Raw genomic sequence first — 12,860 nt, 5'->3', positions numbered from 1 at the left:
CGTCAAAGATGACGTCACTCTCCTGAGGAGAACAAAAGTGAAACAGGAACTTCCCGTCCAGCGCACAGCCGTTGTTGATTTAGAAGACATTGAAGCCCCGTCGTCCATCTATAAGCTCAGAGGCCGGATGGGGACCACTGGACTGCTCTTTACGGTCCTGGCTTTTACCGCACCCTTGGGCGTGGTCTATGGGTTCGTCTCAGTTAACATTTCCTTCGGGATCGGAGTGCCCATCGCGTTCGTTGCGGTCGCTGTATTGATGGCGCTCTTTGCCATGGGTTTCACAGCAATGACGAAGGCCATACCGCGCCCCGGCGCTTTTTACACGTACATCCGCGAAGGTCTGGGCCGTCCAATTGGACTGGGAGGATCATTCCTCGCCTTGGTCACTTACGGCTTCAACGTCACGTCGTGCATTGTTGTCTCCGGAATCGCCGTGAACAACCTGCTGGGTGCCTTCCTGGAGGACGTGTCAACACCGTGGTGGATCTGGAGCATGGTCATGTTCGGCATTGCCTGGGCGCTTAGCTACTTCAATGTGGAGTTATCTGCCAAGGTCCTCTCGGTCATCCTGGCCGTCGAGGTACTTGCAGTGGCCATTTTTGATGCGGTGATCATTGTCAACGGAGGACCTGAGGGGCCTTCCTTCGAGCCATGGAACCCTGTCAACCTCTTCACTCCAACCATAGGAGTCCTCCTTCTGTTCAGCATTGGGGTCTTCAACGGGTTCGAAGCGACAGCGATCTATAGGGACGAGGTTAAAAGGCCGAGCATTACAATCCCAAGGGCAACCTTCCTGGCTGTGGCATTTCTCGGAGTCTTTTACGCCATTTCCGCGTTCGCCCTGATCCTTTCGGCGGGAACGTCGAACGCAGTGTCGGCGGCTCAAGCGGATCCGACGGCCATGATGCCGGACGCCCTCCTCCAGTACTTCGGAGCCTTCGCGAACCAGATGATTGCGATTCTGCTGGTGACCAGCTTTTTTGCCTCAGGTCTATCGCTCCAGAACATCTTGTCCCGGTACACGCACTCCCTGGCCGTTGACGGAATTTTTCCGAACGCGCTCTCGACAGTCCATGCAAAGCATGGATCTCCGCATCGCGCCGCCGTGGCAGTCGGCGCCGTCTTGCTGTTGATACTGCTCATTTTGGTGATTACCGGCGGCGAGGCGAACGCTCTCTATGCAGCAGCAGCCGGAGTTGCATTTTATGGAATGCTGCTTTTGCTCTGCCTGACCGCTGTGGCCGTGATCGTGTACTTCCGCAGGAACAAGACCAGCATGTCTTTCTGGCGCACCCTCGTAGCTCCGGTGATTGCTCTCTTGGGGATCGGTTTCGCGCTCTTGACAGCTTCCTTCAATATGGAGTTGTTGGTGGTCGGTGACCCACTCCTGCTCACCGTGCTGCTTCTCATACCCTATTTGTCGATAGCTGTCGGCATTGCGCTTGCTCTGTTGTTGAGGCGCCGGAACGCTGAGACCTACAGGCGTATAGGTCGAGCTGTCGACTGAGGACATGAAGGAGGCCGGATCATGGAGATCCGGCCTCCTTTTGTTGCGGGGAGCGTATTCGTGCTTAGGCCTGGTAGGTCGTCTGCCCGGAGACTTCCGGGATCTCAACCCACTCGCCGGAACCGGCGCTGCGCAACGAGGCATCCACGAGCTCGGAGGCTGACCAGCCGTCCGCGACGGAGGGACCAAGCTGCTTTCCTTCCGCAACTGAACGCAGGAACAGCGCCGCCTCAATGGTCTTGAGGTCGTTGAATCCAATCCCGGGCCCAGGACCGGGCTGGAAGCGGCCGAACTCGCCGAACGACGGCGGTGTCATGATGGTGCGGTAGCCGCTGCGGTCCGTCGCGAGCTCCAGTTGGTTCATCCGTTCGAAGTTCCATCGCAGGGAGCCTTCAGTGCCGTAGACCTCGATGATGTATTCCGCATGCGGGCCGATGGCCACGCGCGTGGATTCGAACATGCCGATCGCGCCGCCCTCAAAGCGGGCCAGCATGGCGGTGTAATCCTCGTTTTCCACCTTCCGGGTGACGTCAGAGGCCTGGCCCATGTCGAAGGAATTCGAGGAGTTGCCGGCAGGGAGCGGTCTGTCCTTGATGAACGTTTCCGTGACGGCATTCAGCGATGTAATGCGGCCCACCAGGAACTGTGCGAGGTCGAAACCGTGGCTGAGTACATCCCCCAGCACGCCGGATCCTGCACGGGCCTGCTCATAGCGCCAGGTGAATACCTGGCTGGGATCCGAGGCGTATCCGGTGAGGAGGCGGATTTGCACGTTGGTAACTTTGCCCAGTGTTCCGGACCGGATAAGGCGCCTGGCTTCCGCCACGGCGGGTGCGTGCCGGTAGTTGAACCCGACTGAAGTGATGAGCCCTGCGGCCTCAGCCCCTTGGGCAATCTCGCGGGACTCTTGGGCGCTGCGGCCCATGGGCTTCTCAATCCAGAAGTGCTTGCCGGCCTCGATGGTGGCAAGCGCTATTTCGTGGTGCAGGAAATTGGGAGAGCAAATGGAGACAACGTCCACGTCCGGGTTTTCCAGCACCTTGCGGTAATCCGTGGCCGTTTCCTTGTAGCCGAGTGCGTCTTCGGCATGATGGCGCCCAGCGTCGTCGGGGTCCGCGGCAATCACCAATTCGGGATGTCGCGGCAGTTCCGGAAAGAACTGCTTGGTTGCCAAGTACGCGCGCGAATGCAGCCTCCCCATCCATCCGACCGAAATCAAGCCAACCCCAATGCGGTTTTGCTGTTCCAAGAGCACTCCTTAGTCTCTGCCGCTGTCCGGCGGTGCTGTGCCGCAGACTGACGGCGGCATCTGCTGATCAGCCTAAGGACGTTGGCCGTGTGCTCTGTGTCTCAATGTGAGACAGCCGGAGGCAGGGGAGCGCTGTTTTAGTGGAGGGTACTAGTCAGCCACTGCCAAGCAAGAGGAGCCCGTCGCCGATGATGGACCGCGACCAACAACTTCGAACGGAACCCCTTCGGGTTCTCATCACTGGTTCAACCTCCGGCGTTGGGGAAGCGACGGCAAAGCTTTTCGCGAAACGCGGTGCTCGGGTGGCGCTGCTGGGACGGCGTTCTGCGGAGCTGCAGCGCGTGGCTGCGGAGATCGGCGCCGATGCCCACACCGTGGTTGCCGATGTCTCCGACGCCGACGCAGTCAGGAACGCCGTCCGGAGTGCGATCCACGCACTGGGCGGCTTGGACGTCGCGGTCAACGCTGCGGGTGTAGCCGGGCATGTTGCTTTGGAAGACCTCACCGAGGACCACTGGCACGAAGTGCTGCAGACCAACTTGTCCGGCACTTTTTACGTTGCGCGGGAGGCCGCGCTCCATATGCGGCGGTCCGGGGGAGGCTCGATTGTCAATGTTGCCTCCGACCTCGCCGCCATGGGCGTGCCGGGGCTTGTCCATTACTGCGCGGCCAAAGCCGGCGTTGTGGGACTCACCCGCGCCCTGGCGCTGGAACTCGCGCCCCTTGTCCGGGTGAACGCCGTCTGTCCTGGACCGATTGACACACCCATGGTGCGGGCGGGCCTGGAAGCGGCCCTGGATCCAATAGAAGCCCGGAGGCTGAAGGAAAGCACCGTGCCGCTGAACCGCCTCGCGGATCCGGACGAGGTGGCCGCAGCTATCTATTTCCTGGCTGTCGAAGGGACCTTTGCCACCGGAACCAGCATGGCGTTCGACGGCGGCACATCAGCTGCGTAGGAAACGCCACCGATTACCTGTCAAGACCGAACTAGCCAAGGAGCTTTAAAGGATATGGAAGAGTCGAACTACAAGGACCTCCGCAGTGCGCGGTGGTTCGCGCCGCACGACCTCACCGGATTCGTTCACCGCACAGCGATCCAGGCAGAGGGCTTTTCGCGCTTCGCCCTCAAGGACAAGCCGGTCATCGGCATCGCCAACTCCTGGTCCGAGCTGGTCAACTGCAACATACATTTCAAGCTGCTGGCGGACGCCGTTAAGCGCGGTGTCCTGATGGCCGGCGGGCTGCCGCTGGAATTCCCCACCATTTCCCTGGGTGAGAGTCTCATGAAGCCGTCGGCCATGCAGTTCCGAAACCTCATGGCCATGGACGTTGAGGAGTCAATCCGCGCCTACCCGCTGGACGCCATAGTGCTCCTGGGCGGCTGCGACAAGACAGTCCCGGCCCAGCTCATGGGTGCTGCCAGTGCGGATGTTCCCACCATCATGCTGACCGGCGGACCCCAAGAGCCCGCACACTTCCGGGGGAAGCAGCTCGGGGTAGGCACAGACACCTGGAAGTACGCAGATGAGCTGCGGGCAGGGAAGATCACCGAGGCGGACTTCGACGAGCTCGAGTCCGCCGCGAAACCTTCTGCCGGACACTGCAGCGAGATGGGCACAGCCTCTACCATGACGTCCCTCGTCGAAGCACTCGGCATGTGCCTGCCGGGTACAGCGTCGATCCCGGCGGTAGATGCGCGTCGCGCCCAAGCGGCGGAAGCCACCGGCCGCCGGGCAGTGGAGATGGCTCTGTCACACGGGCCAAAGCCCAGCGAAATACTGACAAAAGAGGCCTTCGATAACGCCATCACCCTCCTGATGGCAGTGGGTGGGTCCACCAACGCCGTGGTGCACCTTCTGGCACTCGCAAGGCGCGTCGGCTACGAGCTGCCTTTGGACCGCTTCCACGAGATCTCCCAACGGACCCCTCGCATTGTCAACGTCCGCCCATCCGGCGAGTACCTGGTGCAGCAACTGTTCCAGGTCGGCGGCATCTCCACCGTACTAAAGGAACTGGCGCCACTGCTGAACAAGGACGCCATCACAGTCACAGGGGAGTCCCTCGAGAGTGGCTACAGTTCGGCCCCCGAACCTGACGGCGTCGTGGTCAGTACTCTCGAGGCCCCGTTCGATGCCTCCGGAGGCATCGCCGTCGTCCGCGGCTCCCTGGCGCCCAACGGAGCGGTCATCAAACGGAGTGCCGCGTCCAAGGATCTGCTGCAGCACAAGGGCTCAGCAGTGGTATTCGAGGACATTTACGACCTGGGACGCAGGATTGACGATCCCGAGTTGGACATTACCGAAGACTCCGTTTTGGTCCTGCGCAACAGCGGGCCTGTAGGAGCTCCCGGAATGCCCGAATGGGGCATGCTGCCAATTCCCGAGAGGCTCCTGCGCCGCGGTATCCGCGATATCGTCCGTATTTCCGATGCCAGGATGAGCGGCACGGCCTTTGGGACCACAGTGTTGCACGTGTCTCCCGAGGCCGCCGTAGGTGGACCGCTGGCAATTGTCCGGGAAGGGGACCCCATTGTGCTCGATGTTGAGAACCAGCGCCTGGATTTGGACATCCCTACCGAAGAGATCGAGAGGCGACTTGCGGACCTAAAGCTTCCAGAACCGAAATACCGGCGCGGCTACGGACGGCTCTTCATCGATCACGTGAACCAGGCGGACGAAGGCTGCGACTTCGACTTCCTGAAGGGCCTTCCCGACGAGGAGCCACAGCGCTTGCCGTACGGCCTAATGAGCGGTTGGCAGGGCGGCTGGTAAACGACAGCAAACTCAAAACGCAAGAACAAACGGGGCTGCTCGTCAGATGCAGACCGGGAAGGGGAAAGTATGTCACGACCAAAAGTGATAGCGATTGTCCAGGAAGGCCGCCCGCGACCTCCTGTTGAGCGGTTGGAAGCCGATGCAGATGTCGTGGTGGTGCGCACCGCGGACGAGTTCCGGGCTGCCCAGCCCGGTGCGGAGATCCTGTTCCTGAACGACTTCAGGACCAAGCTCCTGCGCGAGGTGGGGCCAGGGGAGCTGCGCTGGATACACACCTCAAGCATCGGCGTTGACAGCCTGATGACCGACGAAATCATCAACAGCGACATTGTTGTGAGCAACTCCCGCGGCGTATGCGAGCGGCCGATCGCAGAGTGGGTCCTGGGCGTCCTGCTGATGTTCACCAAAGACCTGCGCCGCACCATCGAGCTGCAGCAGGCCCGCACCTGGCAACACCGCGAAACCGAGCCGCTGCTGGGACGGAGAGTCCTGGTAGTGGGGCCAGGTCCCGTGGGCCGCGAAACCGTCCTTCTGCTGCGCGCTGCAGGTATGGACGTTAACATCGTGGGCCGGTCTGCCAGGAATGATCCGCAGCTGGGTTCCATCTCGGGCTTTGATGAGCTTGACCGGCTCCTGGGCCAAGCCGATGATGTCGTGCTGACATTGCCGCTCACAGAAGAAACCCGTGGCCTGTTCAACTCGTCGCGGTTCCGCAAAATGCGGCCCGGGGCGCGTCTGGTCAACGTCGGACGCGGGGCGGTGGTGGTGGAGCAGGACCTCCTTGACTCCATTGACGCCGGACATCTGGGCGGGGCGGCACTGGATGTGTTTGAACATGAGCCCTTGGATGCCGGGAATCCGCTGTGGAGCCGTCAGAACATCCTTGTCTCCCCGCATGCCTCCGGAGACTTGATCGGCTGGCGCGGAAGAGTAGTGGATTGCTTCGCCCGGAATCTCAGGCTGTGGAAGGCCCATGAGCCGCTGCAGGACGTGGTGGACCTGAAGAAGCTTGGTCCGGCTACTCCTGCCTTGGCGTCTGAAGCGCCCTGAAGCCATTCCATGGGGAATTTCGGGTTCTGGAAACAGGCCGGAATGCCCCATGGGATCCCGTGTCCCAAGCTGGTACAGTGCTCCCACGATCCTCGTCGATAGTGTGATTCAGCACTCAAAATTTCGTAACGAGGATTTACATGTCAAGCACAATAAGAGGTACGACGAAAACGCCGACCCAGGCCCAGGAACATAAGCTCAGCGGCAATATGGGCGTGGGCGAGCTCGTGATGAACGTGCTCGCCTTTTCCTCTCCGCTGACAACAGTTGCAGGCACCTTGCCTGTGATGCTGCTTTTCAGCGGTCACACGGCACCGGGCATCTACCTCCTGGTGACCCTCATGCTGTTGATATTCTCTGTTGGCTTCGTGAAAATGAGCCGCAGCGTTGACGCTCCGGGTGGTTTCTACTCGTTTGTCACTGCCGGCTTGGGTAAGCCCGCAGGCCTTGGAGGTGCGCTGCTGGCCCTCTTCGGATACGTTTTCATTGGGTTCTTTGCACCCTCGCTTTTTGCTTTGACCCTCCAAAGCTTCGTGGTGAACACGTTGAACGGCCCCGATCTCCCTTGGTATTGGTACGGGCTTGCCATCATCGCCGTCACCACACTCCTTGCCTACCACCGCATTGATCTCTCGGCCAAGGTCCTCACGGTCGTCATGCTGCTGGAATCTGCAGTAGTGATCATTTTCGATGTCGCCGCTTTCGCCGCAGGATCCGGAGCGGTTGTTCAGGGCATCGGCTTCTCCATGCCGTGGATCACGGATGCCGGGTTGGGGCTGGCTTTGCTGTTCGCCGTCGGAAACTTCTTTGGATTCGAAGCGACAGTCATCTACCGGGATGAAGTCAAGAATCCGGACCGCACCATTCCCCGGGCCACCTACATCGCGGTAGTGGGAATCGGGTTGTTCTACGCCGTGGCGGCCTGGGCCTACACCGCGTTCTTAGGGGCAGACAAGGTTCAGGGCGAAGCTGCCGCCAACACGGTGAACCTCTTCAACGACGGCGCCACGGTCCTGGTGGGCAAGATCTTTGCGGACATCGCAGTGGTCCTTCTCATCACCTCGATCCTGGCTTCAATGCTTTCGATCCAGAACATCGCCGCCCGGTACAGCTTCTCACTTGCGGCCGACGGGGCCCTGCCCACCATACTTGGCAGGGTCCACCCCCGCCACAAGTCGCCCTACGTCTCGGCATTGGCAGTCGGCCTCCTGTGGGCCCTGGCCACAGTGGTCTTCACCGTGGTGGGAGTCGCTCCCGAGCTCCTGTACCCCATAGCCAGCGGCAGTGGAACCTTCGCAGTGCTCCTCTTGATGTTCATCACGAGCTTTGCTGTTCTTGTATACTTTGTCCGCCGCCGCAGCTTCGCTCCGGAGTCCGTCTGGAAGACCATCGTCGCTCCCATCGTCAGCGTGGTTTTCCTGGGTCTGATCACCTATTTGGCAATCACTAATTATCCGGAACTCATCGGCGGTTCTGCAGTCATGACGGCAATTTTCATGACCTTCACTTTCGCCCTGTTCTTCGGCGGCATTGTCTATGCGTACGTCCTGCGTTCACGGCGTCCCGATGTCTATGCACGCCTGGGCCGGCAAACGATCGACTAGAAAATCACTCTCACTTCAACTTCAACATCTGGAGATCTGCAATGACGCAACAGATCAGGGTTGGCCTGTTCGGGACCGGAAGAATCGGCCAAGTACATGCTATGAGTTTGGCTACCTTGGACGAGGCAACGCTGTCCTGGATATGTGATCCATTCATCGAAGGCGCAAAACAAACGGCTGCCGAATTCGGCGGTCGAGTGACCGACGACCCCGACGAAGTGTTTGCCTCCGGGGAAATCGACGCTGTCATCATAGCCTCACCCACTGTGACCCATCTGGGCCTCGTAGAGAAGGCGATCGACGCCAATGTACCAGTTCTTTGCGAGAAGCCGATCGACCTGGATATTACCCGTGTGGACGCCCTCCGTGAGAAGGCAGCAGCTTCCGATGTGCCAGTTGCGTTGGGTTTCAACAAGCGCTTCGACAGGCACTTCGTTGAGCTGAAACGACGCGTGGCAGCCGAGGAGATAGGAGTGTTGGAGCAACTGGTGATCACGAGTCGGGACCCCGGGGAGCCGCCGGCAGCCTACCTTACGCAATCCGGCGGGATCTTCCGGGACATGACCATCCACGACCTTGATATGGCTCGGTACTTCATCCCGGAAATTGTTGAGGTTTCAGCCCGCGGTGCAAATACGTTCAGCGAAAATATCCGTCAAGCTAATGACTTCGATTCAACTGTAGTCACATTGCGGGGCTCCAAGGATGAATTGATAACGGTCTTGAACTCACGTCACTCGGCGTATGGCTACGACCAGCGCATCGAGGCGTTCGGTTCAACCGGATTGCTCCAGGTAGGCAACAAGAACGACAGCCTGGTACGCCACTGGGGGCCCAGGTCCGTCGAATCGATCGGGCCCTACCAAAACTTCTTCCTGGAGCGCTATGCGGAGGCGTACCGCCTGGAAGTAGCAGAATTCCTCCGCGCGGTCCGAGGCCTGCCTTCGAGGAGCCCAGGATTCGAGGACGGCCGCGCAGCCCTGATCCTTGCTGACGCTGCTGAAAAATCCGCCCGGACGGGCGTTGCGGTAGCAGTGGACCTGACCTAGCCGGGCCAATTATGCCGCCTGCTCTGGGCCGCTGATGTTTCGCAACAACGTCTGCGGCCCAGAGCAGGCCTTTTTCTTCATTCATTGCGAAGAACCAACCAAGACGAGAGGCACGGTAGGCCGGTATGGGGGTAGTTGATGGGCCAAAGGAAGATATGCAGGCAGATTGGACGCCACCGGCTGCCTTTTGGGAGATCGCTGAAAAAGGGGACGCAGTGCGTCTGCAAAAACCGGGCTGGCCACCGCACGACGGATACGTGGAGGACAAGACCCCCGACGGGGACATCGTGTGGGTTGTTCGGGTAGGTGAGCGGCGCCTATTCCACAGAGCCGACGGTTACAGCCTGATTGTATGGAGATAGGCCCCCCAAACTTTATGTATTTCAGTTCTATGCCCGCTAGAGGCCCGGGCGAATTGAAACGATTCACAGACCCTGTTTCAAAGTGGCACATATGCCCCACTCCAGAGTCCGTCAAAGTTCTAGTAAGTGAAAAAGTGTGGCGAGCGTCACGCGGATATGGCTTCTTTGGTAGCCCATTTCTGCACAAATCAGACATCAAAGTTTGATTGACCCTTGCTGAACGTGATTCACCGGTTCGTTTGCATTTGCCCTATCAATCGAGGATGAAATGACCGATGCACCACCGGCGACCCCTCCACTGGTCGCACTCCATGACATACATAAGACCTTCGGTGCAGTGTCCGCGCTGCGCGGCGTGAGCATCGATGTCCAGCCTGGCGAAACGTTCGCGTTGCTGGGTGACAACGCAGCCGGCAAGTCGACGCTCATGAAGGTTCTCACTGGCGTCTACCAACCTGACCGCGGATCTATCGACCTTGACGGTCAGCGGACCGAGTTCCCAACACCCTCAGCGTCCCGGGACCAAGGAGTCGAGATGGTCTACCAAGACTTCGCCCTTGCCGACAATCTTGACGTCCGGTCAAACATCTTTCTCGGTCGCGAACCGCAGAAGAACATATTGGGGCCGCTGTTGAAAATCATCGACAGGAAAAAGATGGAAGCCGAAACCAAGCGCGTGCTTGAAAGGCTGGACATTCCCATCAATCCGCGGCTAAAGGTCAAGCGCCTTTCCGGAGGGCAGCGCCAGGCCGTCGCCATTGGCCGGGCACTCGCTTTCGATGCACGCCTGATCATCATGGATGAGCCCACGGCCAACCTATCCGTCGCAAAAGTCGACAAGCTCATCGAAGTGACACAGCGGCTCAAAGACCTGGGCATTGCGGTCATCATCATTACTCACAGGCTAGATGAGGCCTTTGCTGTAGCTGACCGCTTCGCCGTCATGCGTCAGGGCCAGGTTGTGGGGCGTTTCCGTGTAGGGGACGTATCCGAAGCGCAAGTGGCCCATCTTATTTCACACGGCACCCTGGACGACTACGTCGACAACGGGAGCGGCATTCCGGAAGAACGTCGCAAGATCGGCAGCACATCATCCATGGACGTGGTCGATGCGATGGCGGCCGCGCGCGGCAGCAAGGGCGGGAACGGCTCATGAGCCTCACAATGGACAACATCAAGACCAAACTCGGGCCTGCCGATCTGAAGGACGGAACTGCGGCCACGAAGATCAAGCGCTTCATCGGCGACTACGGGATCATCGTCCTCTTCGTCGTTATCCTTCTGGTCCTGGCTGCTGCGGCACCCAACTTTCTGACCCTGAACAACATCGTGAACGTTGTACGGCAGTCGTCCATCATCGGACTGATCGCCCTCGGAATGACCTTCATCATGATCACCGCCGGCATCGACCTTTCAGTGGGCTCGATAGTGGGTTTGGCGGGCATGACCTTCGCATTGCTGGCCCCGGCCAGTGGAGGCGCTTTTTGGTTGCCCCTGATCGTCGGCTTGGGAGTAGGCCTGCTGGTTGGCTTCCTCAGCGCAGCATTGGTTGTCTGGGGAGCCATCCTGCCGTTCCTAGCAACACTTGCAACTATGGCCATCGCCCGCACTGCAGTCCTGGTAATGACAAACGGGCAGGTTGTTTCCGGGCTTAGCGGCCCTGCTGAATGGCTGGGTTCGGGCTTCATCGGCCCGGTTCCGGTGCCGGTCGTCATCTTCTTGATCGCCGCCATCATCTGCGAGTTCGTGCTCAGCCGAACCAAATTCGGTTCCCACGTCTACGCCGTCGGTGGCAATGAAGAATCTGCCAAGAAGGTGGGGATCTCGACGGGCCGCGTACTGTTCGCCGTCTACCTGATCGGTGGCGTCACGGCCGCCCTGGGTGGCCTCGTCCTGACTGCCCGTCTCGACGGGGCGGCGCCGGTAGCTGGCACCGGCTACGAACTCCAGGTGATTGCCGCCGTCGTTATTGGAGGCACGAGTCTCTTCGGCGGAGTTGGCACCATCCGCGGAACCGTCATCGGAGTCCTACTCCTGGGCGTTGTGATGAACGGCATGAACCTGCTCGGTGTCTCCTCGTACTACCAGCAAGGCGTCCAAGGCGTCATCCTTGTGCTCGCCGTGCTGCTGAATCGCTGGAAGTCGGACTGACCCCTGGGCCCAGCGTCAACAAACAAACAAACAAACAAAATTCCTGAAGCACAGGAATCCCTCGAAAGGAACAACAATGGGAATGCGACGTAAGATCGCCGCGGCGGTCGCCATGATGGCAGCAGGTGCCCTCACCCTGACAGGATGTGCCGGCAGCAGCAATGCAGGCAGCAGCGGCGGGACAGACAAGACCTACAACATCGGCGTTGTGGTGCTTGACCTGCAGGACCCGGACCTGGCGCACATGACGGACGCTATGAAGAAGACGGCCGATGAAAAGGGCGTCAAGCTGAACATCACCGACTCCAAGAAAGACGTCGGAAGTGAACTGAACCAGGTTGAGGACCTCCTCACCCGCCAGGTTGACGCCATCATCATGCAGCCTTTGGACGGCGAGGCCAGCCAGAACGCTGCAAAGCGGGTGATCGCCGCCAACGTCCCGCTGTTCATTCTGTCCACCGAGTTCGCGGAGGGTGCGGACGTTGGATACAAGAGCTACATCGGTGTTGATGACACCGTGGCCGGCGAAATGCAGGCCGAATACTTGAACAAGACGCTTCCGGAAGGTGGCAACATTGTATTCGCCGCCGGCATCTACGGAGCCTCCTGGACGGATCGCCGCAAGAATGGCTTCGACAGCAAGATCAACAAAAACTTCAAGGTGGTGGCCGAGTTCCAGGCCAAGGGAAGCCGCGACGATGCCAAGCGGAACATGGAGGATACTCTCCAGCGCTTTGGCGCCGGCCAGATCGATGCCGTGGTGGCCAACAACGACGAGATGGCCATTGGCGCAGCCTCTGCCATTGCTGATGCGGGCCGCACTGCCGAGTTCAAGGCGGTAGTCGGCGTCGACGGTACGGACCCGGCACTGCAGGACATCAAGGCCGGGACAATGTCGGCAACGGTCCGCCAGGACTCTGCAGGGCAGGGCGCCAAGGCAGTTGAGGTTGTCACCGACTTCCTCAAGGGCGGAAACGTGGAGAACCGGTACACGCTGCCGTTCACGCTCATCACCAAGGACAACCTTTCCGAGTTCTTGAAGTAGCCAGCTCCATCAATCCAACGGGCACAGCGGATTCATCCGCTGTGCCCGTTCTGATTTGGCACACCC

The 12,860-nt window shown here is 59.7% G+C and carries 10 protein-coding genes; 9 read left to right on the top strand and 1 reads right to left on the bottom strand.

Annotated features, from left to right (window positions below):
- The first annotated feature begins 37 nt into the window (after positions 1 to 37).
- Positions 38 to 1,510, top strand: a complete 1,473-nt coding sequence (locus tag V9L18_RS17955) for an APC family permease (protein WP_337348520.1) — start codon at positions 38 to 40, stop codon at positions 1,508 to 1,510.
- 64 nt (positions 1,511 to 1,574) lie between these two features.
- On the opposite strand, the gene V9L18_RS17950 is transcribed toward V9L18_RS17955, so the two are convergent.
- Positions 1,575 to 2,759 (bottom strand): Gfo/Idh/MocA family protein, encoded by a 1,185-nt coding sequence (locus V9L18_RS17950; protein WP_337348519.1) that lies wholly within the window; start codon positions 2,757 to 2,759, stop codon positions 1,575 to 1,577.
- Positions 2,760 to 2,947: 188 nt separating this feature from the next.
- Here V9L18_RS17950 and V9L18_RS17945 point away from each other — a divergent pair, with 188 nt between their 5' ends.
- From V9L18_RS17945 to V9L18_RS17910, 8 genes are all read left to right on the top strand, one after another.
- Positions 2,948 to 3,715 carry an SDR family NAD(P)-dependent oxidoreductase gene (locus V9L18_RS17945; RefSeq protein WP_337348518.1) on the top strand — a complete coding sequence of 256 codons (768 nt, stop codon included), beginning with the start codon at positions 2,948 to 2,950 and terminating at the stop codon, positions 3,713 to 3,715.
- 54 nt (positions 3,716 to 3,769) lie between these two features.
- Positions 3,770 to 5,530, top strand: coding sequence for an IlvD/Edd family dehydratase (locus V9L18_RS17940; protein WP_337348517.1), 1,761 nt, complete (start codon positions 3,770 to 3,772; stop codon positions 5,528 to 5,530).
- Between the two features lie 69 nt (positions 5,531 to 5,599).
- A complete protein-coding gene (locus tag V9L18_RS17935; protein ID WP_337348516.1) occupies positions 5,600 to 6,583 on the top strand; it encodes a D-2-hydroxyacid dehydrogenase in 984 nt (327 codons plus the stop codon).
- Between the two features lie 140 nt (positions 6,584 to 6,723).
- Complete coding sequence (locus V9L18_RS17930; RefSeq protein ID WP_337348515.1) at positions 6,724 to 8,187, top strand: APC family permease; 1,464 nt, start codon at positions 6,724 to 6,726, stop codon at positions 8,185 to 8,187.
- Positions 8,188 to 8,228: 41 nt separating this feature from the next.
- Complete coding sequence (locus V9L18_RS17925) at positions 8,229 to 9,236, top strand: Gfo/Idh/MocA family oxidoreductase (protein ID WP_337348514.1); 1,008 nt, start codon at positions 8,229 to 8,231, stop codon at positions 9,234 to 9,236.
- A gap of 699 nt (positions 9,237 to 9,935) precedes the next feature.
- The gene (locus V9L18_RS17920; protein WP_337348513.1) at positions 9,936 to 10,754 is read left to right on the top strand and encodes an ATP-binding cassette domain-containing protein; all 819 of its coding nucleotides are present in this window, start codon (positions 9,936 to 9,938) and stop codon (positions 10,752 to 10,754) included.
- Positions 10,751 to 11,749: an ABC transporter permease gene (locus V9L18_RS17915; RefSeq protein ID WP_337348512.1), complete on the top strand. Its 999-nt coding sequence runs from the start codon at positions 10,751 to 10,753 to the stop codon at positions 11,747 to 11,749. The genes V9L18_RS17920 and V9L18_RS17915 overlap by 4 nt, the downstream gene beginning before the upstream one ends.
- A gap of 76 nt (positions 11,750 to 11,825) precedes the next feature.
- Entirely contained in the window at positions 11,826 to 12,794 is a 969-nt protein-coding gene (locus V9L18_RS17910) for a sugar ABC transporter substrate-binding protein (protein ID WP_337348511.1), read from the top strand.
- Positions 12,795 to 12,860: the final 66 nt, after the last annotated feature.

This window comes from Pseudarthrobacter sp. CCNWLW217, from assembly GCF_037203985.1.
In the GTDB taxonomy this organism is placed as follows: Bacteria; Actinomycetota; Actinomycetes; order Actinomycetales; family Micrococcaceae; genus Arthrobacter.
This window is presented reverse-complemented; position numbering and strand designations above follow the sequence as displayed.